This is a genomic window from Streptomyces sp. CC224B (assembly GCF_030010595.1).
GTDB lineage: Bacteria > Actinomycetota > Actinomycetes > Streptomycetales > Streptomycetaceae > Streptomyces > Streptomyces longispororuber.
Window position 1 is genome coordinate 14,453 of sequence record NZ_JASCXL010000069.1, and the last position, 21,898, is coordinate 36,350.

The 21,898-nt window shown below is 73.9% G+C and carries 16 protein-coding genes and 1 pseudogene; 12 read left to right on the plus strand and 5 right to left on the minus strand.

What is annotated here, in order from left to right:
- Window positions 1-639 precede the first annotated feature (639 nt).
- The 9 genes and pseudogenes from QK440_RS25745 (at window position 640) to QK440_RS25785 (ending at window position 10,478) form a co-directional block, all read left to right on the plus strand.
- Window positions 640-1,911 (plus strand): amidohydrolase family protein, encoded by a 1,272-nt coding sequence (locus QK440_RS25745; protein WP_282795585.1) that lies wholly within the window; start codon window positions 640-642, stop codon window positions 1,909-1,911.
- Complete coding sequence (locus QK440_RS25750) at window positions 1,908-2,849, plus strand: TIGR03619 family F420-dependent LLM class oxidoreductase (RefSeq protein WP_282795586.1); 942 nt, start codon at window positions 1,908-1,910, stop codon at window positions 2,847-2,849. The genes QK440_RS25745 and QK440_RS25750 overlap by 4 nt, the downstream gene beginning before the upstream one ends.
- An 89-nt stretch (window positions 2,850-2,938) precedes the next feature.
- Window positions 2,939-3,724: a glucose 1-dehydrogenase gene (locus QK440_RS25755; RefSeq protein WP_282795587.1), complete on the plus strand. Its 786-nt coding sequence runs from the start codon at window positions 2,939-2,941 to the stop codon at window positions 3,722-3,724.
- Between the two features lie 111 nt (window positions 3,725-3,835).
- Window positions 3,836-4,954: an LLM class flavin-dependent oxidoreductase gene (locus QK440_RS25760; RefSeq protein ID WP_282795588.1), complete on the plus strand. Its 1,119-nt coding sequence runs from the start codon at window positions 3,836-3,838 to the stop codon at window positions 4,952-4,954.
- A 208-nt stretch (window positions 4,955-5,162) separates the two neighbouring features.
- Window positions 5,163-6,896 carry a D-aminoacylase gene (locus tag QK440_RS25765; protein ID WP_282795589.1) on the plus strand — a complete coding sequence of 578 codons (1,734 nt, stop codon included), beginning with the start codon at window positions 5,163-5,165 and terminating at the stop codon, window positions 6,894-6,896.
- Window positions 6,893-8,368: an aldehyde dehydrogenase family protein gene (locus QK440_RS25770; RefSeq protein ID WP_282795590.1), complete on the plus strand. Its 1,476-nt coding sequence runs from the start codon at window positions 6,893-6,895 to the stop codon at window positions 8,366-8,368. The genes QK440_RS25765 and QK440_RS25770 overlap by 4 nt, the downstream gene beginning before the upstream one ends.
- A gap of 93 nt (window positions 8,369-8,461) precedes the next feature.
- Window positions 8,462-9,142 (plus strand): annotated as a pseudogene (locus QK440_RS25775) (NAD(P)-binding domain-containing protein); the annotation flags it as partial.
- Between the two features lie 70 nt (window positions 9,143-9,212).
- Window positions 9,213-10,103: a hypothetical protein gene (locus QK440_RS25780; RefSeq protein ID WP_282795592.1), complete on the plus strand. Its 891-nt coding sequence runs from the start codon at window positions 9,213-9,215 to the stop codon at window positions 10,101-10,103.
- A gap of 213 nt (window positions 10,104-10,316) precedes the next feature.
- Window positions 10,317-10,478 carry a hypothetical protein gene (locus tag QK440_RS25785; protein ID WP_282795593.1) on the plus strand — a complete coding sequence of 54 codons (162 nt, stop codon included), beginning with the start codon at window positions 10,317-10,319 and terminating at the stop codon, window positions 10,476-10,478.
- Window positions 10,479-10,493: 15 nt separating this feature from the next.
- On the opposite strand, the gene QK440_RS25790 is transcribed toward QK440_RS25785, so the two are convergent.
- A complete protein-coding gene (locus QK440_RS25790; protein WP_282795594.1) occupies window positions 10,494-10,823 on the minus strand; it encodes a helix-turn-helix transcriptional regulator in 330 nt (109 codons plus the stop codon).
- 154 nt (window positions 10,824-10,977) lie between these two features.
- Between QK440_RS25790 and QK440_RS25795 the strand changes: the two genes are divergently transcribed.
- Complete coding sequence (locus QK440_RS25795) at window positions 10,978-12,435, plus strand: MFS transporter (RefSeq protein WP_282795595.1); 1,458 nt, start codon at window positions 10,978-10,980, stop codon at window positions 12,433-12,435.
- On the opposite strand, the gene QK440_RS25800 is transcribed toward QK440_RS25795, so the two are convergent.
- Window positions 12,407-13,933, minus strand: coding sequence for a CehA/McbA family metallohydrolase (locus tag QK440_RS25800; protein WP_282795596.1), 1,527 nt, complete (start codon window positions 13,931-13,933; stop codon window positions 12,407-12,409). The two genes, QK440_RS25795 and QK440_RS25800, sit on opposite strands and share 29 nt — an antisense overlap.
- Before the next feature lie 331 nt (window positions 13,934-14,264).
- Here QK440_RS25800 and QK440_RS25805 point away from each other — a divergent pair, with 331 nt between their 5' ends.
- Entirely contained in the window at window positions 14,265-16,862 is a 2,598-nt protein-coding gene (locus QK440_RS25805) for a bifunctional FO biosynthesis protein CofGH (RefSeq protein ID WP_282795597.1), read from the plus strand.
- A 203-nt stretch (window positions 16,863-17,065) separates the two neighbouring features.
- Entirely contained in the window at window positions 17,066-20,392 is a 3,327-nt protein-coding gene (locus tag QK440_RS25810; protein WP_282795598.1) for an ATP-binding protein, read from the plus strand.
- 210 nt (window positions 20,393-20,602) lie between these two features.
- On the opposite strand, the gene QK440_RS25815 is transcribed toward QK440_RS25810, so the two are convergent.
- The 3 genes from QK440_RS25815 to QK440_RS25825 all read right to left on the minus strand — a co-directional run bounded on the left by QK440_RS25815 (window position 20,603) and on the right by QK440_RS25825 (window position 21,650).
- Entirely contained in the window at window positions 20,603-20,878 is a 276-nt protein-coding gene (locus QK440_RS25815) for a hypothetical protein (protein WP_282795599.1), read from the minus strand.
- Window positions 20,879-20,976: 98 nt separating this feature from the next.
- Window positions 20,977-21,294, minus strand: coding sequence for a hypothetical protein (locus tag QK440_RS25820; RefSeq protein WP_282795600.1), 318 nt, complete (start codon window positions 21,292-21,294; stop codon window positions 20,977-20,979).
- Window positions 21,295-21,356: 62 nt separating this feature from the next.
- A complete protein-coding gene (locus QK440_RS25825) occupies window positions 21,357-21,650 on the minus strand; it encodes a hypothetical protein (protein ID WP_282795601.1) in 294 nt (97 codons plus the stop codon).
- Between the last annotated feature and the right edge of the window lie 248 nt (window positions 21,651-21,898).

A 21,898-nucleotide genomic window follows, 5' to 3' on the forward strand; every position in this document is an offset into this window, starting at 1 on the left:
TGCCCGGCCGTGGCGGCACCGGGCGCCGCCGAGGCCCCGCGCGACACGGCGGCCCCGGAGACGGCACCCCGGGCCGAGGAAGCCTGCCCCGGCACGGCAGCGTCCCGTGCCGCGGCGCCCTGCCCGGACACCGAACCCTGCCCGGACGCGGAGCTATGCGCGGATGCGGAGCTGTGCCCGGTCGCGGAGCTGTGCCCGGACCCCGAGCCCCCCGCCCCGGCACCCCGCCCCGACGCAGCGGCCCCCCCGGCCCCGGAGCCCGCACGGCCCCGTCCCGCCGGGGCCCCGGGGCCCGTTCCGGGCACCCCGTTCTGGCCCGCGCCGAGCGAAGCGCTTCCCGCCGCCGGACGCCGCTGCTCCGGAACTCGCGGTAGACCGTCCATCGCTCCCCCTGCTGCCCCGCCGCACGCAGTTGCCTCTGTCTGATCAAATACGCCCAACTGTGCCCGGCTGTGCCCGGTTCGTCTCTGCTCTGTCCGCTACGGGCCCTGCCCTGCCCGTGTGACGTTCTGCGGTGCACAGTTTGCCTTGTCGGGGGCGCATGCGTCAGCCGTGCGAGACGGCTCTCACAGGGTCGTCGCACCAGTGACCGGATCCAGACAACTGACGGCTCGTCAGATAAGCGCTACCGTGAGTGCCATGGAGACCGCGGAGAGCACTGTGGAGAGCCCCCGGCGCACCACCCCCGCCACGCCGCCGTTCCCGAGGATCATCTCGGTCGACGACCACACCGTGGAGCCCCCGCACGTCTGGCGGGACCGCCTGCCGGAGAGGTACCGCGACCGGGGGCCGCGCATCGTCCGGGCCCCGTTGCGGGAAATGACCTTTCTGGGCGGTAAGTTCGCGCCCGTGATGGGGGAGGAAGGGGAGGAAGGCCCCATCGGGGACTGGTGGGTGTACGAGGACCTGCGCAGACCCCTGACCCGGCTCGACACCGCCGTCGGCTGCTCCCGCGACGAGATCAGGCTCGAAGTGATCACGTACGAGCAGATGCGGCCGGGCTCGCACAGCGTCCCGGAGCGGCTCGCCGACATGGACGTCAACCACGTGCAGTCCGCGCTGTGCTTCCCGACCTTCCCGCGCTTCTGCGGCCAGACGTTCACCGAGGCGAACGACCGTGACCTGGGGCTCGCCTGCGTACGGGCGTACAACGACTGGATGGTGGAGGAGTGGTGCGGGCCCGCCGCCCAAGGTCGGCTGATACCGCTCACCCTGATCCCCCTGTGGGACGCGGAGCTGGCCGCCGCCGAGGTGCGGCGGAACGCGGCCCGCGGGGTGCGGGCCGTGGCGTTCTCGGAGATACCGCCCTATCTCGGGCTGCCGTCCGTCCACACCGGCGACTGGGACCCGTTCCTCGCCGCCTGCGACGAGACCGGGACCGTCGTCGCCATGCACATCGGCTCCTCCAGCCGCATGCCCTCCACCTCCGCCGACGCGCCGCCCGCCGTCGGCTCGACGATCACGTTCGCGAACTGCTGCTTCTCGATGGTCGACTGGCTGATGAGCGGCGCGTTCGAGCGCTTCCCGCACCTGCGCGTCATGTACGCCGAGGGACAGATCGGGTGGATCCCGTACGTCCTGGAGCGCGCGGACGTGGTGTGGGAGGAGAACCGCGCCTGGGGCGGCGTCGCCGACAAGGTGCACCGGCCGCCGTCCGAGCTCTTCGCCGGCCACGTCTTCGGCTGCTTCTTCGACGACGCCTTCGGGCTGCGCAACCTCGACGCCATCGGCGCCGGCAACGTCCTGTACGAGACCGACTACCCGCACTCCGACTCCACCTGGCCGAAGTCCCGCGAGGTCGGCGAGGCCCAGATGGCGCACCTGGCCCCGGACGTCGTGGAGCGGATCGTGCGCGGCAACGCCATCGAGCTCCTCGGCCTCACCCGGGACGGGCTGTGGCCGGGGGCGTGACGGCCGCGCCGGACGGCGGCCTCGCGTACGGCATCCAGCTCCCGGTGCAGGCGCGCAGCGTGGTGTTCGCCGAGACGTGGGAGGCCGAGGCCGGGCCCGCCGACCTGGTGGCGGTGGCGCGCGCCGCGGACCGGGCGGGCTTCGCGTACGTCGCCTGCTGCGACCACGTGGCCATCCCGCGGCGGCTCGCCGACGCCATGGGCACCACCTGGTACGACCCCGTCGCCACCCTCGCCCACCTCGCCGCCGTCACCGGGCGCGTCCAACTCCTCAGCCACGTCGCGGTCGTGGGCCTGCGCCACCCGCTGCTCACCGCGAAGCAGTACGCGACCCTGGACCACCTCAGCGGCGGCCGGCTGCTGCTCGGCGTCGGCGCGGGCCACGTACCGGAGGAGTTCGCGGCGCTCGGCGTGGACTTCGCCCGGCGCGGGCCGCTGCTCGACGAGACGGTGGACGCGCTGCGGGCCGCGCTCGGACCCGAGGAGTACCCCGAGCACCACGGGGCGGTGTACGACTTCGCCGGGCTCGGCCAGCGGCCGCGCCCCGCCCGGGAGCGCGTGCCGGTCTGGGTCGGCGGCTCCTCGCCCGCGGCGGTGCGCCGCGCCGCCACGCGCGGCGACGGCTGGCTGCCGCAGGGCGACCCGCGCGACGCGCTGCCCGCGAAGATCGGCACGATCCGGCAGCTCCGCGAACAGGCGGGGCTCGACGGTCCTTTCACCGTCGGCGCCATCACCGAGCCCCTGTACGTGGGCGAGCCCTCCTGGGCGGTCGGGCGCCGGACGCTCACCGGGGCGCCGGACGCCCTGGCCGCGTCGCTGCGCGCGTACGCGGCGATGGGCGTGCACCAGATCCAGGTGCGGTTCCGCAGCCGGAGCCGGACCGAACTGACGGACCAGATGGCGGCGTTCGGCGCCGAGGTGGCGCCGCTGCTCGGCTGAGCGGTCCGAGCCGGGCAGCAGTCGGGTAGCAGCCGGGCGGGAGCCCGGCCGAGGGGCCGAGCCGCCCTCGCCGAGGGAAGGGGACCCGGATGGGCAAGCTCGACGGGCGCGTCGTCATCGTCACCGGTGGGGCGCGCGGGCAGGGGGAGCAGGAGGCGCGGCTGTTCGTGGCGGAGGGCGCGGGCGTCGTCATCGGGGACGTGCTCGACGAGCAGGGCAAGGCGCTGGCCGACGAGCTGGGGGAGCGGGCCCGGTACACGCGCCTCGACGTGCGCGGCGAGGACGACTGGGCGGCGGCCGTCGCCCTCGCGCGGGAGGCGTTCGGCAAGGTCGACGGGCTGGTCAACAACGCGGGGATCCTGCGCTTCAACGAGCTGGTCAACACGCCCCTGGAGGAGTTCCAGGAGGTCGTGCAGGTCAACCAGACCGGGGTGTTCCTCGGCATCAAGGCCGTGGCCCCGCACATCGCCGACGCCGGCGGCGGCACGATCGTGAACGTCTCCTCGTACGCCGGGCTCACCGGCATGGCGTACGTCGGCGCCTACAGCGCGACCAAGCACGCCGTCGTCGGGCTCACCCGGGTGGCCGCCCTGGAGCTCGCGCGCAAGCGCGTCCGGGTCAACGCCATCTGCCCCGGCGCCATCGACACCCCCATGAGCAACCCGGGCCTGCTCGACCCGGAGGGCGACCCCGAGCGGGCCACCCGCGGCCTGGACAAGCTGTACCGCAAGCACGTGCCGCTCGGCCGCGCCGGCCGGGCGGAGGAGGTGGCGCGGCTCGCGCTGTTCCTGACCGCCGAGGAGGACTCGGCGTACATCACCGGGCAGCCGTTCGTGATCGACGGCGGCTGGCTGGCCGGAGTCAGCATCCTCTGACGGACCGTCAGTCCACCCGCTGCCCGCTCTTGACGCCCCCGGGCGCCGGTGGAACAGTCGGAACCAACAATCTGACGGACCGTCAGAAACCGGTGAGGACGGTGGACCGCCGTGGAATTCGGGCTCTTTGTCCAGGGGTACGTCGGCAAGCGGGCGCGGACCGACCCGCTCGCCGAGCACAAGGCGCTGATGGAGGAGACCGAGTACGTCATCGCGGCGGACAAGGCGGGGTTCAAGTACGCCTGGGCGTCCGAGCACCACTTCCTGGAGGAGTACTCGCACCTGTCGGCCAACGACGTCTTCCTCGGCTACCTCGCGCACGCCACCGAGCGCATCCACCTCGGCTCCGGCATCTTCAACCCGCTCGCCCAGGTCAACCACCCGGTGAAGGTCGCCGAGAAGGTCGCCATGCTCGACCACCTCAGCGAGGGCCGGTTCGAGTTCGGCAGCGGCCGCGGCGCCGGGTCGCACGAGATCCTCGGGTTCCTGCCGGGCATCACCGACATGAACCACACCAAGGAGATCTGGGAGGAGACGATCGCCGAGTTCCCCAAGATGTGGCTCCAGGACGAGTACGAGGGGTTCCGGGGCAAGCACTGGTCGCTGCCGCCGCGCAAGGTCTTCCCCAAGCCGTACGGGGCCTCGCACCCGGCGATGTGGTACGCGGCCGGGTCCCCGTCGTCGTACGCCATGGCGGCGCGCAAGGGGCTCGGGGTGCTGGGCTTCAGCGTGCAGAAGGTCTCCGACATGGAGTGGGTCCTTGAGCAGTACAAGACCGCGGTCCGGGACGCGGAGCCCGTCGGCGACTTCGTCAACGACAACGTCATGGTGACGTCGACGGCGATCTGCGCCGAGACGCACGAGGAGGCGGTGCGGATCGCCGTCGGCGGCGGCCTCAACTACCTCCAGTCCCTCGTCTTCCGCTACCACGACACCTTCCCGCGGCCCGAGGGCATCCCCGAGTGGCCCGAGGTGCTGCCCGAGTACACCGAGGACATCGTCGAGATGCTCATCGCCGAGGAGCTGATGATCTGCGGCGACCCGGACGAGGTGCTGCGGCAGTGCGAGCGCTGGGAGCAGGCCGGCGCGGACCAGCTCTCCTTCGGCCTGCCGATCGGCATCCCGTACGAGGACACGCTGACGACGATCCGGCTGATCGGGGAGCACGTGATCCCGAAGATCGACACGGACCCGGTCCACCGGACGACACGCTTCCGCCACGCGTCGTAGGTCGTGTGGCGGGGCCGGGCGGGGTATTCCAGCCCGTCCGGCGTTTGAGGACGAGGCGCGAAGCGCCAATGCGGGGGACAGGGGCGAAGCCCCAGACGAAAGGGCGGGGGCCCGGGGGCGGCAGCCCCCGGTTTCGGGAAGGGGTGCCCGCGCGCGGAGCGCGCTGATCGACGCGGCGGGGCGCCCCGCGAGGAGGTTACGAACCGACATGCTCGACCACCTCATCAAAGGCGCCACCGTCGTCGACGGCACGGGCGCCCCCGCACGCGCAGCGGACGTAGGCATCCGTGACGGCCGGATCGTCCGGGTGGAGCCCTCCGTCACGGAGGACAGCCGCACCACCGAGGAGGCCCAGGGCCTGGTCCTCGCACCGGGCTTCGTCGACCCCCACACCCACTACGACGCCCAGCTCTTCTGGGACCCCTACGCCACGCCCTCCCTGAACCACGGCGTGACCACCGTGGTCGGCGGCAACTGCGGCTTCACCCTCGCCCCGCTGCACCCGGCACGCCCCGAGGACGCCGACTACACGCGCCGGATGATGGCCAAGGTCGAGGGCATGTCCCTGGTCGCCCTGGAGCAGGGCGCGCCCTGGTCGTGGCACTCCTTCGGGGAGTACCTGGACGCGCTGGAGGGCCGCGTCGCGGTCAACGCCGGGTTCATGGTGGGGCACTGCGCGCTGCGGCGGTACGTGATGGGCGCCGACGCCGTGGGCGGGCAGCCGTCGGCGGACCAGCTCGCGCGGATGGTGGCGCTGGCGCACGAGGCGATGGACGCGGGTGCCTGGGGCCTGTCCACCACGCAGTCGTCGACGCACGCGGACGGCGACGGCGAGCCGGTGGCGTCCCGGCACGCGCGCCCCGAGGAGCTGCTCGCCCTGGCGCGGGCCGTCGGCGAGCACGAGGGCACCCAGGTGGAGGCGATCGTCGCGGGGTGCCTGGACCGGTTCCGGGACGACGAGGTCGAACTCCTCGTGGAGCTGAGCGCGGCGGCCGGGCGGCCCCTGAACTGGAACGTGCTCACCGTCGACGCCGCCGTGCCCGAGCGCGTGCCGCGCCAGCTCCTGCCCAGCGAGCGCGCCCGGAAGGCGGGCGGCCGGGTCGTCGCCCTGACGATGCCGATCCTGACCCCGATGAACATGTCCCTGGGTACGTTCTGCGCGCTGCACCTCATCCCCGGCTGGGGCGAGGTCCTGGGCCTGCCGGTCCCCGAGCGCGTGGCGAGGCTGCGCGACCCGGCCGTCCGCGCGGAGCTGCTGCGGCGCGCCACCAGCGAGGAGGCCGGGGTCTTCCGGCGGCTCGCGCGCTTCGACCGGTACGTCATCGGGGACACGTACTCCGCCGCGAACGCCGGCCTGACCGGCCGGGTGGTCGGCGACATCGCCGCCGAGCGGGGGCAGGAGCCCTTCGCCTGCCTGGTCGACATCTGCGCCCACGACGAGCTGCGCACGGTGCTGTGGCCCATGCCGACGGACAACGACCCCGCGTCCTGGGCGCTGCGGGCCGAGACCTGGCGGCACGAGGACGTGCTCCTCGGCGGCTCGGACGCCGGGGCGCACCTGGACCGCATGTGCGGGGCGCCGTACACGACCAGGTTCCTCGGCGACTGCCTGCGCGGCCGGAGGCTGGTGGGCCTGGAGCAGGCGGTGAAGATGCTCACCGACGACCCGGCCCGGCTCTTCGGGCTGCGCGACCGGGGCCGGATCGCCGAGGGCCACCACGCCGACCTCGTCCTCTTCGACCCGGAGACGGTCGCCGCGGGCACCGCCACGCTGGTGCACGACCTGCCGGGCGCCGGCCCGCGGCTGGACTCCAAGGCCATCGGCGTACGGGCCGTGTGGGTCAACGGGACGGCGGTGATCCGCGACGACGTGGTGACGGGCGCGGTGCCGGGGACGGTGCTGCGGTCCGGCCGGGACACGCGGACGGTGGCGACCAGGTGACGCGGAAGGAGCGGCTGTTCGTCGGCGGCGCGTGGGTGGAGCCGGACGGCGGCCACCACGAGGTGACCGACCCCGCGACCGAGGAGGTCGTGGGGCTCGCGCCCGAGGCGTCCCGCGCGCAGGTCGACGAGGCCGCGGCGGCGGCGCGCGAAGCCTTCACGACGTGGTCGCGGACGGCGCCGGAGGACCGGGCCGCGCTGCTCTCCAGGACCGCCGACCTCCTCCAGCGGGACGCCGCGGCCCACGCGGAGCTGGCCCGGGCCGAGACCGGCGCGACCACAGCGACCGCCCGGTCCGTGCAGGTGGCGGTGGCCGTCGCCCGCTTCCGGCGGTACGCGAAGGGGGCGCTCGAACCCGTCGGGACGCCGCTGCCGCCGCAGGTGAACGAGGCGGGGCCGCTGGGCCGGGCGGCCGTGGTCGGGGCGGTGGCCGAGCGCCGGCCGGTCGGCGTGGTCGCCTGCGTCACCTCGTACAACAACCCGTGGGCCAACGCGGCGGGCAAGGTCGCGCCCGCCCTGGCGATGGGCAACACGGTCCTGGTGAAGCCCGCCCCGCAGGACCCGCTGTCGGTCTACCGGATGGCCGCGGCCCTGGCGGAGGCCGGGGTGCCGCCCGGGGTGGTGAACGTCGTCAGCGGCACCTCCGTGGCCGTCGGCGAGGCGGCGGTGGGCTCCCCGGACGTCGACATGGTGAGCTTCACCGGCTCCACGGCCGTCGGCCGCCGCATCGGCGAGGTGTGCGGGCGCGGGACGAAGCGGCAGCTCATGGAGTTGGGCGGCAAGGGCGCCGCGGTCGTCTTCGCGGACGCGGACCTGGACGCGGCGGTCGCCGGGATCGGCACCACGTTCTCGTTCTACAGCGGCCAGATCTGCACGGCCCCGACCCGCGTCATCGTCCAACGGCAGGCCTACGAGCCGCTGCTCGCGAAACTGACCGCGTACGCGAGGCACCTGAGGATCGGCGACCCGAGGGAGCGGACCACGGTCGTCGGCCCGGTCATCTCGGCCGCCCACCGCGAGCGCGTCGAGTCGTACGTGGACCTGGGCCGCGCGGAGGGCGCGCGCCTGCTCACCGGCGGCACCCGGCCGCCGGGCCTGGCCCGTGGCCACTACGTCGCCCCGGCCGTGCTGGCCGACTGCGCCCCCGGCATGCGGGTCGTCCGGGAGGAGATCTTCGGCCCGGTCGTCGTGGTCGTCCCCTTCGACGGCGAGGGCGAGGCCGCCGAGGACACGGCGGTCGCCCTGGCCTGCGACACCGAGTACGGCCTGATCGACTACGTCTGGTCCGGCGACGTCGCCCGCGCCTTCCGCGTGGCCCGCCGCCTGCGCGCGGGCGGTGTCGGCGTGAACACCACCGCCCGCAACATGGAGGCCCCCTTCGGCGGCTTCAAGTCCAGCGGAGTGGGCCGCGACTGCGGCTCCTACGCCCTGGCCGCGTACAGCGAGACCCAGGCGGTGGTGTGGGCGGGCTGAGGTCCGGCAGGGCCCTCGGGACTAGGACGACGACGGTCCCCGCCTGGTCCCCGCGACGGATACGGCGTACGGGCGGGCCCAACTACCGTCCAGGCCATGAGAATAGCGATGATCGGAACGGGAAACGTCGGCCGTGCCCTCGCCCGCGCGTGGGCGGCCGCGGGCCACGAGGTGGTCCTGGGGTCGCGCGACCCCGAGGCGAGGAAGGACGTCGGGGCGGAGCTCGGCCTGCCCCTGGCCCCCGTCCGCGAGGCGGCACAGCGGGCGGACGTGGTGGTGAACGCGACCCCCGGCGCGGAGTCCGTGGCCCTGTTGCGCGCGGCCGGCGCCGACGTGCTCGACGGCAAGGTGCTCGTCGACATCGCCGTGGGCTTCACCATGGAGACCCACGGCTTCGTCCTCACCCACCCCGAGGAATCCCTCGGCGAGGAGATCCAGCGGGCCTTTCCCGCGGCGCGTGTCGTCAAGACCCTCTCCACGATGGACTCCGCCGCCATGGTCGCGCCGTCCGCGCTCACGGAGGACAGCACGGTGTTCCTCTCCGGCGACGACGCCGACGCCAAGGCCGTGACGCGCGCCCTGCTCACCGACCTGGGCTGGCCCGGGTCCTCCCAGCTCGACCTGGGCCCGATCCGCACCGCCCGCGGCCAGGAGCACTTCGCGTACCTGTTCGTCGCCGTCGCGGAAGCACTCGGGTCGCACACCTTCAACATCCGGGTGGTCGCCGGTCGCGCAGAAGACGCAGAAGACGCAGAAGAAATGAACGGAGCATGACGCATACGTTCGAGTGAAGGAAAGGCATTTTCCAGAGGCAATTGCCGCATGGCGCCCTAACGTCGCGCACATGGTGAGTTCATCACACGAAGCGATGCACCGGATCTTCCAGAAGGAGCCCGGTGTCTTCGGACGCGCCTTCCGCGCGCTCGACCTGTCGTTCCCGGAGCCGGTCGCGGTGTCCCTGTTATCCACCGACCTGACCGAGACGGCCCCTCTGGAGCGGCGGGTGGACACGCTGCTCCGCTTCGACACGGAGGACGAGGGGAGCTACCTGGTCGCCGTCGAGGCGCAGGGCCGCAAGGAGGCCTGCAAGCTCGCGAGCTGGGCCTACTACACCTCGTACCTTCACGCGAAGTACCAGCTCCCGACCGTCCTGCTCGTCACCTGCCAGGACAAGTCCACCGCGCTGTGGGCCTCCGGCCCCTACAGCGTCGGCCCCGCCCACTGGCCCATGCTCACGATGCGCCCCCTCGTCCTCGGCCCGCACAACGTGCCGCCCATCACGGACGTGCGGGCCGCCGCCGCGGACATTCCGCTCGCGACCTTCTCCGCGATCACGTACGGAAAGGACGCGAATGCCGATGCCATACTGAAGACACTGGCCGCCGCATTGCAGACCATCGACAGAGACGACGCGGACATCTTCTCGGAACTGACCGAGCAGGGCCTGGCCAACAGCCCGGCGCTCAAGACCTGGAGGGAACTGATGGCTGTCGACACTTCCTTTTTCCGCTCGGAGCGGGCTATGAAGCTGCGGGCGGAGGGGCGCGTGGAAGGGCGCGCGGAGGGGCGCGCGGAGTCGATCCTGCGTGTCCTTGAGGGGCGCGGCGTCGATGTCCCCGCGTCCGCCCGGGAGCGCATCATGAGCTGTGGCGACCTGGAGACGCTCGACGTCTGGCTCAGTCGTTCAGGGACGGCCGCCGCGATCGACGATCTCTTCGCGGAGTCAGACGATTGACGCCCAGCCGAAGTCGCCGCGCGGCGGAGACGGGCTCTCCGCCGCGCAGCCCGACTCGGCCGGTATCGCGTCGATCACCCCGGGGACGTCGTGTCGCGACCGACCCGCGCGTTCCCCCGAGACCTGGAGGAACTGATGGTTGTCCCCAATTCCTTTTTCCGCTCGGAGCGGGCAATGAAGTTGCGTGCGGAGGGGCGTGCCGAGGGGCTTGCGGTGTCAATTCTGCGTGTTCTTGAGGGGCGCAGCGTCGCTGTTCCCGAGTCCGCACGGGAGCGTGTCCTGGGGTGTGGCGACCCGGACACCCTTGAAGTCTGGTTCGACCGGGCGCTGTCGGTCGAGTCCGCCGAGGAGCTGTTCGCCGACGTCGACCGCTGAGGGCGGTGCTTGCCGTCAGGGGCCTGTTGCCTCGTCCGTCCGCGCCCCCGCGAGGATCGCGTCCAGTAGGCCCGGGTAGCGCGCGTCCAGGTCGTCGCGGCGGAGTGTGAGCAGGTTCTCGCGGCCGGACGGGCGTTGGAAGATCACGCCGTTCTCGCGCAGCACGCGCCAGTGGTGGGTCATGGTCGACTTCGCCGGGACGCCCAGGGTGTTGAGGACGCTCGTGCAGTTGTGGTCGCCGCCAGCGTCCAGGAGCCGGACCACGGAGAGCCGCAGCGGGTTGCCGAGGGCGGTCAGGACGCCGTCGACGCGGATCTGGTCGGGCTCGGGGTGGCGGTAGCTCATACCGCCACCGTACCTCTGTACCTCTGTACGTGAACATACGAACTGTTCTGCCCGGAACCCTTGCCGCCCGTCGCGAACGTACGTAAGGATGCGTACGTTCGGACTGTACGTATGTGCGCGTACAGTCGTGCCATGGTCGTGAAGGGGCATCCCTGTGTCTGATACACCCCGCCTGGGCTGGAGTCTTCTGCTGCTCGCCCTCGCGCAGACGGTCTTCGCGCTGGACCTCAACATCGTCTTCGTCGCGCTCCCCGAGATCGGCGCCGACCTCGGCTTCCCGGGCCAGACCCAGCAGTTGGTGGTCAGCGCGTACGTCGTCTTCGCGGGCGGCTTCCTGCTGCTCGGCGGGCGCGCGGCCGACCTGCTCGGGCGGCGGCGGATGTTCGTGCTCGCGCTCACCCTGTACGCCCTGTCGTCGCTCGCGGGCGGCCTCGCGGACAGCGCGGGCGTCATCATCGCGGCCCGCGCGGTGCAGGGCGTCGGCGGCGCGCTGCTGCTCCCGGCGACGCTCTCCCTGATCAACACCCTCTTCGAGGAGGGGCCCCGGCGGAACCGCGCGCTCGCCGTCTGGGGCGGCGCGGGCGCCAGCGGGCTCACGCTCGGCGCGCTGCTCGGCGGCGTGCTCACCGAACGCTTCGGCTGGCCCGCCGTGTTCTACGTGAACGTGCCGCTCGCCGGCCTCATCGCCCTCGCCGCGCTGTACGTCGTCCCGCGCGACCCGGCGCGCGGCGAGCGCCGCCGCTTCGACCTGCCCGGCGCGCTGAGCGTCACCGGCGGCTCGACCCTGCTCGTCTTCGGCCTCGTGGAAGGGCCCGAGCTCGGCTGGGGCGACCCCCTGGTGCTGGGGGCCTTCGCCGTCGCCGCCGCGCTGCTCGCGGCCTTCGCGCTCGTCGAGGCCCGCAGCGCCGACCCGCTGATGCCGTTCCGGCTCTTCCGCAACCGCAGCCTCACCGTCGGCATGACCGTCACGTTCGTCTACATGGCCACGTTCGGCGTGCTGCCGTACTTCCTGACGGTGCTGCTCCAGAGCGTGCACGGGTACAGCGCCCTGGAGACCGGCCTCGCCTTCCTCGTCCCGTCCGTCGCCATCGCCGCGGGCACCCAGCTCGGCGAGCGCATGACGACCCGCCTCGGCACCCGCGCCACGCTCCTGAGCGGCTTCGCCGTGGGCGCCGCCGGCACCGCCGTGCTCGCCCTCGGCTTCGACGACAGTGCGGGCTACGGCCTCCTCGTGCCGGGGCTCGTGGTCTCCGGCCTCGGCCAGGGCGTGGTGTGGACGGCCATGTGGATCGCCGCCGCGACCGGCACGCCCGCGCACGAGCAGGGCGTCGCCAACGGCATCGCGTCCACGGCCCTGAACATCGGCAACGCCATCGGCCTCGCCCTGTTCACCGTGGTCGCCGACATCGGCACCGAGGGCAGGGCCGGGGCCGCGCTGCGCTCGGCGACCGCCGACGGCGAGTTCCTCGTGGTGCTCCTGACCGCGGCGGGCATGGCCGCGGGCCTGCTCGTCACGCTCGCCCTGCCCCGCTCGGGCGCGGCCCGCACCGTGCGCACAGCACCGCAGGCCGCGCCCGACCTGGTCAACGCCCCAGGAAAATCGGGTTCGTGAGCGCCGCCATGGGGCCGGGCTGCGGCGGCGCCGGCTGCGGCTTGCGCACCTCGGCCCGTACGTAGGCGGCGTACGAGGCCGTGGTGCGCCACTCGGCGCTGCCCGTCCCGGACGCGCCCACGGCCGGGCTCGTGAACAGCACGCCCTGGTCGGTCACGAAGCGGATGACGCAGCCGGGCACGCCCTTGACGTCCAGGCGCACCGTCACCGGGTCGTCGGCGTCGACGCGCAGCCGCTCGCCGATGCCCGCGTGCCGGCCCTTGCCGCCGGCCGCGGAGAAGGACAGCTCCACGTCCTTGGACTCGGCGAGGTAGGAGCGGCCCGCGCGGATGCCGTCCAGGATCGCCTCGCGCGTCAGGTCCTCGGCGAGGACGACGGTCTGCGGGCGGCCGACCGGGTCCGGGTCGCGGTGGGCGTCGCTGTTGCCCATCGCCGGGAGCCAGCGGCGCCCGCCCCGCGCGGCCGCCACCAGGGCGTTGTCCCACTCGGCGAGCGCGACCTCGTCCTCGGGCGAGTACGCGCCGTTCCACACCTCGACGGCGTCCGCGTCGTTGAAGCCGAACTTCCAGTTGCAGCCGACGCAGGTGGCGTGCGGGTGGGCGGGTACGACCAGGCCGCCGGCGCGGCGGACGGCGCGGGCGTAGTGGCCGAAGCGGTTGTCGCGGGCGCGGTAGCGCCAGTCGACGAAGGTGCCGGGATCGGTGCCGAGGGCGAGGACGTGGCCGTTGCGGGTGGTGACCTCCTCGCCGAGCAGCACCAGCAGGTCGTCGCCCGCGACGTCGGACCAGTGGGCGTGCGCGGAGTGGGTGTTGTGCTCGGAGGAGTTGATGAAGTCCAGGCCCGCCGCGCGGGCCAGCGCACCGATCTCGGCGGGGGTGCGGCGCCCGTCGGAGTACCAGGTGTGCAGGTGGCAGTCGCCCCGGTACCAGGCGCGGCCCCGCCCCCTGGCCCGCTCCGGCGGGTACACCGGCTTCGGCGTGGTGCCCGGGGCGCCGTAGGTGAGGGTGATGGTCACCTCGTACGGCAGGCCCTGCGGGGAGACCGTGTACGGGCCGAGGACGATGTGCCAGCGGCCCGCGCGCACCGGGCCCGGGAGGTAGCCGGGGGTGGCGTCGTCGGCGCGGATGAAGAACTCCGTGCGGGCGCCGCCCGACCAGCCGCGGAAGCCCCGGCCGCCGAGGCCGGTGCCGCGCTCGTCGAAGATGCCGATGTCCAGGGCGTTGCCCGGGGTGCCGGGCGGCACGGCGGGCTTCTCGTACGCGTACGCCACGTGGATCTGCCGGACCCCCCGGGGGATCTCGACCGGCAGGTACACGAAGTCCGGGGCGCCGGTGGGCAGCGTCCCGCGGATCGTCCGTGTCTGCCGGGTGTCCTGGCCCGGGCGCCGCTCGGCGGCCCCGGCGTCGTCGGCGAAGCTCACGGTCCCCAACGTAAGGGCGGTGGCGGCTCCGGTCACGAGCAGCGCCCGTCTGTTCAGGTGGCTTTCGTCCTCGCACATGCTGCGGCTCCCCAGAAGTCGGTGACGAAGTGACGCGGGTGGTGCGGGGCAACTCTGGTATTGAGCCGTGAACTCACCGGCAAGGGAAGGAGTTCTGCGGGTTGCGGTCCGGCCACGGGGGCTGGCCGGGGGCCTGGACGGGTGGGGCGCCCTCCTGGAGCCTTGGCGGAACAGTTGCACCGCACCTAGGCGCTGTGCCCACCCGTCCCGCCCAGCGGGACGATTGCCCACAGCGGGGGGCGGGGGCGGGCTCGTTGCGGGTGGGGTGCGACCGGCGAGGGGCGGGACGGGTCCCGGCGCAGCTGTTGAGGGCGCTCGTATGCTCGGGGGCATGAGCAACAGCGCGCACTCCCCCGAGGCCGGACGTCCCACCGCCAACGCCATGCGCCGCGCCCTCAGGCGGGCCAGGGACGGTGTCGCGCTGGACGTGGCGGAGGCCGCCGTGCTGCTCCGGGCGCGCGGCGACGACCTGGAGGACCTGGCGGCGTCGGCGGCCCGGGTGCGGGACGCGGGCCTGGAGGCGGCGGGCCGCGCGGGGGTCATCACGTACTCGAAGAGCGTGTTCCTCCCGCTGACCCGGCTGTGCCGGGACAAGTGCCACTACTGCACCTTCGTCACCGTGCCGGGCAAGCTGCGCCGCGCCGGGCACGGGATGTTCATGTCCCCCGACGAGGTCCTGGACATCGCCCGGCGCGGGGCCGAGCTGGGCTGCAAGGAAGCGCTCATCACCCTCGGCGACAAGCCCGAGGACCGCTGGCCCGAGGCCCGCGAGTGGCTGGACGCGCACGGCTACGACGACACCATCGCGTACGTGCGGGCCATATCGATCCGCATCCTGGAGGAGACGGGCCTGCTGCCCCACCTCAACCCCGGGGTGCTGTCGTGGACGGACTTCCAGCGCCTGAAGCCGGTCGCGCCCAGCATGGGCATGATGCTGGAGACGACGGCCGAGCGCCTGTGGTCCGAGCCGGGCGGCCCGCATCACGGCTCGCCCGACAAGGAGCCGGCGGTCCGCCTGCGGGTCCTGGAGGACGCGGGCCGCTCCTCGGTGCCCTTCACCAGCGGGCTGCTCATCGGCATCGGGGAGACGTACGAGGAGCGCGCGGAGTCTCTGTTCGCGCTGCGCCGCGTGGCCCGCTCGTACCACGGCGTGCAGGAGCTGATCATCCAGAACTTCCGCGCCAAGCCGGACACGGCGATGCGCGGCATGCCGGACGCCGAGCTCGACGACCTCGTCGCGACGGTCGCCGTGGCCCGGCACATCATGGGCCCCTCCGGCTGCCTCCAGGCGCCGCCGAACCTGGTGGACGGGGAGTACGGCCGCCTGATCCGGGCCGGGATCGACGACTGGGGCGGCGTCTCGCCGCTCACCATCGACCACGTCAACCCCGAGCGGCCCTGGCCGCAGATCGACGCGCTCGCCGAGCGGTCCGCGGCGGAGGGCTTCGAGCTGCGCGAACGCCTGTGTGTGTACCCGGAGTTCGTCCAGCGCGGCGAGCCGTGGCTGGACCCGCGCCTGCTGCCCCACGTGCGGGCGCTCGCCGACCCGGACACCGGCCTCGCGAACCCGGACGCGCCGGTGCGCGGCCTGCCCTGGCAGGAGCCCGACGAGGGGTACGTCGCCTCGTCCGGCCGCACCGACCTGCACCGCACCATCGACACCACCGGCCGCACCGCCGACCGGCGCGACGACTTCGACGAGGTGTACGGCGACTGGGAGGCGCTGCGCGAGCAGGCCGCGCCCGGCATGGCCCCCTCCCGCATCGACGGCGACGTCCGGGCGGCCCTCGCCACGGCCGCCGACGACCCGACCCGCCTGACCGACGCCGAGGCGCTGGCCCTGCTGCACGCGGACGGCCCGGCGCTGGACGCGCTGTGCCGGGTCGCGGACGACGTACGCAAGTCGGCCGTCGGCGACGACGTCACGTACATCGTCACCCGGAACATCAACTTCACGAACGTCTGCTACACCGGCTGCCGCTTCTGCGCGTTCGCCCAGCGCCGCACCGACGCCGACGCGTACACCCTGTCGCTCTCCCAGGTCGCCGACCGCGCGGCCCAGGCGTGGGACGTGGGCGCGGTCGAGGTGTGCATGCAGGGCGGCATCCACCCCGACCTGCCCGGCACGGCCTACTTCGACATCGCGCAGGCGGTGAAGGAGCGGGTGCCCGGCATGCACGTGCACGCCTTCTCGCCGATGGAGGTCGTCAACGGCGCGACCCGCACGGGCCTGTCCGTCCGCGAGTGGCTCCAGCGCGCCAAGGAGTCCGGCCTGGACTCCATCCCCGGCACGGCGGCGGAGATCCTCGACGACGAGGTGCGCTGGATCCTCACCAAGGGCAAGCTCCCGGCCGCCACGTGGATCGAGGTGGTGAGGACGGCCCACGAGGTGGGCCTGCGGTCCTCCTCCACGATGATGTACGGCCACGTGGACCAGCCCCGCCACTGGCTCGGCCACCTGCGGACCCTGGCCGCGATCCAGCAGGAGACCGGCGGCTTCACGGAGTTCGTGACCCTCCCCTTCATCCACACCAACGCCCCGGTGTACCTGGCGGGCATCGCCCGCCCCGGCCCCACCACCCGCGACAACCGCGCGGTCACGGCGATGGCGCGGCTGCTCCTCCACCCCCACATCCCGAACATCCAGACGAGCTGGGTGAAGCTCGGCACCGAGGGGGCCGCGGAGATGCTGCGCTCCGGGGCGAACGACCTGGGCGGCACGCTGATGGAGGAGACCATCTCCCGGATGGCGGGCTCCAGTTACGGGTCGTACCGTTCGGTACGGGACCTCGTCGCGATCGCGGAGGCGGCGGGCCGTCCGGCGAAGCCGCGCACGACCCTGTACGGCGAGGTGCCGGAGGAGCGGGTGCGGGTGGCGGCGGCGTCGGACGGGCACCTGCCGGAGCTGCTGCCGGTCCTCGAGGGGTAGCCCGGGCTGGTTCCGGCCCGACCGGCGGTTGAGGACGGGGCGCGGAGCGCCGAAGAAGCGGGGTCCAGGGGCGGGCGCAGCCCCTGGTTCCGGGACAGGGGCGGGCCTGGGGCGCCCGGGGCTGTCGGCGGTGGTCGGGACGTAGCGCCGCCCCCGATGGAACACTGGAGCGCACACGGCGTGGCGTGCGGGCAGGGGAGGCCATGAGCGGGCCGTCGATGCAGGAGTTGATCCGGGGGCGCAGGCGCTCGGGGTTCGTGGGGCGGCGGGCGGAGATCGCGGCGTTCCGGGGGAACTTCGATGTGCCGGTCACCGACGAGCGGCACCGGTTCCTCTTCCACGTGCACGGCAACGCGGGCGTCGGGAAGACCTCGCTGGTACGGGAGTGGGAGCAGGTCGCCGTGGAGCGCGGGGCACTCGTCGCGTACGTCGACGAGGCCGTGGGCAGCGTGCCGGAGGCCATGGCCGCGCTGAGCGCGGAGTTCGCCCGGCGCGGGCGCCGTTGCAAGGACCTGGACCGGATGCTCGCCACGCACCGCGAGCGGCGGCACGAGGCCGAGTCGGCGGCGCTCGCGGCGGCGGCCGAGGCGGGCCAGGCCCCGGACGCCGCCCCGCCCCCCTCGCCCGGCACCGTGGCGGCGGCCCGCGCCGGTCTGGCGGGGCTGGGCCTGCTGCCCGGCGTGGGCGCGTTCACGGGGGCCGTCGACCCGGCGCAGCTCGCGCAGGGCGCGGACCGGCTGCGGGCGGGCCTGAGCGCGCGGTTCCGCAGCCAGGAGGACGTCCAGCTCGTGCTGACGCCCGAGCGGGTCCTCACCCCGGTGCTGCTGCGGGAACTGGAGGAGGCCACCAAGGCCCACCCCTGGGTCGTCCTGTTCTTCGACACCTACGAGCGCACGGCGCCCTTCCTGGACGGCTGGCTGTGCGAGCTGATGACCACCGAGCGGTACGGGGCCCTGCCCGCGAACGTCGTCGTGGTCACGGCGGGCCAGCTCCCCTTCACCACCGCCCGCTGGGACGGCTACCTGGACTTCATGGCCGACGTCCCGCTCGCTCCGTTCACCGACCTGGAGGCGCGCGGCCTGCTCGCCGACAAGGGCGTGACCGCCGAACCCGTCGTCGAGGAGGTGCTGCGCCTCTCCGGCGGCCTGCCCGTCCTCGTGTCCACCCTCGCGGAGAGCCGCCCCACCGCCCCCGACGGCGTGGGCGACCCGAGCGCCACGGCCGTCGAACGGTTCCTGAAGTGGGAGCCCGACCCCGTGCGCCGGGCGGTGGCCCTGGCCTGCGCGCTGCCGCGCGGCCTCGACGAGGACGTGTTCCGGGCGGTGGTGGGCGCCGACGCCGCCGAGCGGGACGTACCGGGCCTCTTCGCCTGGCTGCGCGGCCTGCCCTTCGTCAGCGACCGGGGCGGCCGGCTCGTGTACCACGACGTCGTCCGCGCCCCGATGCTGCGGTTGCAGCGGCGGCGGTCCCCGCGCGGCTGGGCCGAGCGGCACGGCAGGCTCGCGGCGGCCTTCGCGGCCTGGCGGGCCGAGGCCGGGGCGGGCCTCGACGAGGACGAGGGGCGCTGGGCCGACGAGCGGTGGCGCGCGCTCCGGCTCGCCGAGGCGTACCACCTGCTGTGCGCGGACGAGCGCGGGGCGCTGCCCGCCGTGCTGCGGGACGTGGTGCTCGCGTGCGGCCCGGGCGGGGCCGTGGTGCGGCAGTGGGCCCAGGCCCTGGCGGACGCGGGCGAGGACGCGGCGGGCGAGGCCGCTGCCGCCTGGGGCCGCGACCTGCTGGCCGCGCTCGACGGCGACGGCCTCGCGGGCGCGCTGGGCCTGCTGCTCGACCGGGCCGGGCTGGACCCCGGTCAGCGGGCCCTGGCGTACGCGGTTCGCGGCCGGGTCCGGCGGCTTGACGGTGACCACGAGCGGGCGCTGGCCGACTACGACGAGGCGCTGGCGCTGGACCCGGAGCTGGTACGCGCCCATGTCGGCAGGGCTCACACGCTCGGCAGGCTCCGCGCCCACGAGGCCGCCCTCGCGCACCTGGACCGGGCCGACGCGCTGGCGCCGGACCGGGTGGCGACCCTGCGGACGCGGGGCGAGTTCCACCGGGTCCTGCGCCACTTCGACGAGGCGCTCAGGGACCTGGACCGGGCGGTCGAACTCGACCCCGTCGACCCGTACGCCCGGGCCTCCCGGGGCGCCGCCCGGCAGGCCCTCGGCCGCCACGACGAGGCGCTCGCGGACCTCGACCGGGCGCTGGAGCTGCGGCCGGAGTACGCCTGGGCCCTGGTGAAGCGCGCCCGGGTGCACCAGTCGCTCGGGCAGCCCGAGCTCCAGCTGGCGGACCTGGACCGGGCCGTCGCCCTGGCAGCCGACTGGGCCTGGGTGTGGTGCCTGCGCGCCGACGCGCTGAGCGTCGCGGGCCGGCACGAGGAGGCCGTCGCGGACTACGACCGGGCCCTCGGGCTGGAGGCCTCGTACGCTTCGGCGCACGCGGGCCGGGGCGCCTCGCTGGCCGCACTGCGGCGGAGCCGGGAAGCGCTGGACGCCCTGAACCGGGCGGTCGAGCTCGCCCCCGACCAGCCGTGGGCCCTGCTCCAGCGCTCCCGCGTGCACGGCCTGCTCGGCAACCACGTACAGGCCGCAGCGGACGCCGACCGCGCCGTCCACCTGTGGACGGATTCCCCCTGGGCGCGCTGCGTCCGGGCCGTGGCGCTCCACGACCTGAAACGGTACGAGGAGGCCCACGCGGAGCTGAACCGAGCCGTCGAGCTGAACCCGGACGACGCCGCGGCCCTGCACCTGCGGGGCGCGCTGCGCTCCGAACTCGGCCTGCACGTCGAGGCCTTGGCCGACATGGACCGCGCCGTGGCGCTCGACTCACGCCTCCGCGCGCAGCGCTTCTCCGTACGTCTCCACGCCGGACGCCTCGCCCCGGCCGAGGACGACCTGGCCTGGATCAGGGAGAACCACGAGGACCTCGACTGGGTGCGGTCCGAGTCGGCCCGCTTCCACCTGCTGTGCGGACGCGTCGAGCGGGCGGTGGGGGACCTACTTCCCGGGACTGGAACGAGCGTTCTTTCTACGGCGGAGGTTGGTGTGGTGGGGGCGCGGGCGTTCCGTCGGGCCCGGCTGTGGGAGCGGGCGCGCGAGGCGGCGGAGGCCCTGCGGGCGCGGGACGAGGCACGGGGGACCATCGAGCTCGCGCTCACGGAGGGCGCGGCCTCGGGCCTGGCCCCCACCCGCCACCGCTGGCGTGAGGCGGCCCGCCTGCTGGAGACCGCCGCGTTCCCGCGCCCCGCGGTGGGCGAGTGCCTGCACGCCGTGGTCGCCGCAGGCCTGGCCGACTGGCCGACCCTGGACGCGACGCTGTCCCGCTGCCTCGCCCTCGACAACCCCCGCGTGACCTGGCTGGACCGCGCCGAACTGACCACCCTCCTCACGGACTTGCTCCACGCCCCCGACGCGGACCACCCCCGCCTCGCCCCACGAGTGACCCGAGCGGCGGAGTCCCGCGACGCGTTCCAGGAGCGGTACGCCTGACCCGCGCAGTTCAGCGCCCGTCGGCAAAGACCACGAACGCCGCCCGGACCTTGAGGCGGGGTGCTTCCTTGTCCTTGGAGTCGCGGACGTGGACGGTGGCGGCCCGGCGGCAGGCCCGGCCGCTGCCGGGACTGCCGCCGGGGCGCCGTAGCGGCGTAGGGAGCGGCGAGTCGTGCTGCGGCCGGGCCGGACCTGCGTACGTACGCGTAATCAGAGGGCGTTGACGGCGGCGCCGGGCAGGCCGGGCAGCTCGATGTAGTCGACGGCCGACCAGTTGGTGGTGTTGCGCTTGATCATGGCCTGCTGGTTGGCCTGGGCGTTGTCGCCGGGGCCGGTGCCGGGGGAGAGGACCGGGGCGGTGGGGCCGTTGATGGCGGAGGTCTGCTCGCTCTTGTTGGTGTCGGCCGCGGCGGTGCCCGCGGCGGCCAGGGTGAGGGCGGTGGCGGCCAGGGCAAGGGTGGCGGAGCGGGTGAGGGTCTTGTTCATGGGTGATCCTGCTTTCGCGGAGTTGGTGGGGTGAGGGTGTTGGCGCGGCGCCTGGGAAGGGGCCGGGTACGGACAGGGGGGACGTGTCTGGAGCGCTGCTACAGGCCCGGGATGATCCCGCCGCCGAGGAGCCCGAGCGTCTTCTGGCGCTTCTTCTTCTTGGGCTCCTCCTTGGCGCTGCCCGCGTAGTCGACGAGGGACCAGTTGGTGGTGTCGGCCTTGTCCATGAGCTGCCCGTTGGCCTGGTCGCTGCCGGAGTGGGCCGGGACCGGGGACAGGACGGCGGCGGTGGGGCCGCTGAGGGCGGAGGACTGCTCGCTCTTGTTGGTGTCGGCCACCGCGGTACCGGCGGCGGACAGGGCGAGGGCGGTGGCGGTCACCAGGGCGGCGGCGGCCAGGCGCCGGTGTGTGCGCATGCGTGTGTCCTTTTCAGGGGCATCGGGAGTGCGACGGGGGAGGGCCGTCGGGTGCGGGACGGTCAGGGGAGGAGGGCAGCGACGGTCTCGACCTTGGCGTAGTCGACCAGCGCGTGGTTCAAGGTGCCCTTCTTGGCCATGTTCTGGCCGTTGACCTGCACGTTGGAGCAGCCGTCGACGTCGGTGCCGGGGGAGAGTAGCACCACGTTGCACAGCATCGTGGACTTCTCCGTGGCGGTGTTGGTGTCCGCCGTGGCACAGGGCGCCGCGGCCAGGGCCGCGCCGGACGCCAGCACGGTGAGCGTGCCGAGACCGGCCAGGCGGCGTGAGGAGAACGAGGGCATACGAGGTCTCACAGTCGTATCTCCTGGGGACGGGTGTCCCGGGCTTCAGGAACAGGGAGAGGAGGGGGCGGGGGAGGAGCGGGGAGTCCGGATGCGCGTCGGGCGTCACCGGCCCGGCGTGGACGGAGGCCACGCGCCGTGCCGCCGAGGGCATCAGCGGGTAGTCACATGAGCATCCAGTGCGCTGATCAACGCCGCGAGGGCGGACGAGGGCACGCACCCGCAGGACGGATACGGCCGGACCCCGCATTGACGCCGCG

Bases quoted from the DNA above. Each gene is read 5' to 3' on its own strand.
- QK440_RS25745 (WP_282795585.1), top strand. From the start codon at position 640: ATGGAGACCGCGGAGAGCACTGTGGAGAGCCCCCGGCGCACCACCCCC.
- QK440_RS25755 (WP_282795587.1), top strand. From the start codon at position 2,939: ATGGGCAAGCTCGACGGGCGCGTCGTCATCGTCACCGGTGGGGCGCGC.
- QK440_RS25765 (WP_282795589.1), top strand. From the start codon at position 5,163: ATGCTCGACCACCTCATCAAAGGCGCCACCGTCGTCGACGGCACGGGC.
- QK440_RS25780 (WP_282795592.1), top strand. From the start codon at position 9,213: ATGGTGAGTTCATCACACGAAGCGATGCACCGGATCTTCCAGAAGGAG.
- QK440_RS25790 (WP_282795594.1), bottom strand. From the start codon at position 10,823: ATGAGCTACCGCCACCCCGAGCCCGACCAGATCCGCGTCGACGGCGTC.
- QK440_RS25800 (WP_282795596.1), bottom strand. From the start codon at position 13,933: ATGTGCGAGGACGAAAGCCACCTGAACAGACGGGCGCTGCTCGTGACC.
- QK440_RS25805 (WP_282795597.1), top strand. From the start codon at position 14,265: ATGAGCAACAGCGCGCACTCCCCCGAGGCCGGACGTCCCACCGCCAAC.
- QK440_RS25810 (WP_282795598.1), top strand. From the start codon at position 17,066: ATGAGCGGGCCGTCGATGCAGGAGTTGATCCGGGGGCGCAGGCGCTCG.
- QK440_RS25815 (WP_282795599.1), bottom strand. From the start codon at position 20,878: ATGAACAAGACCCTCACCCGCTCCGCCACCCTTGCCCTGGCCGCCACC.
- QK440_RS25820 (WP_282795600.1), bottom strand. From the start codon at position 21,294: ATGCGCACACACCGGCGCCTGGCCGCCGCCGCCCTGGTGACCGCCACC.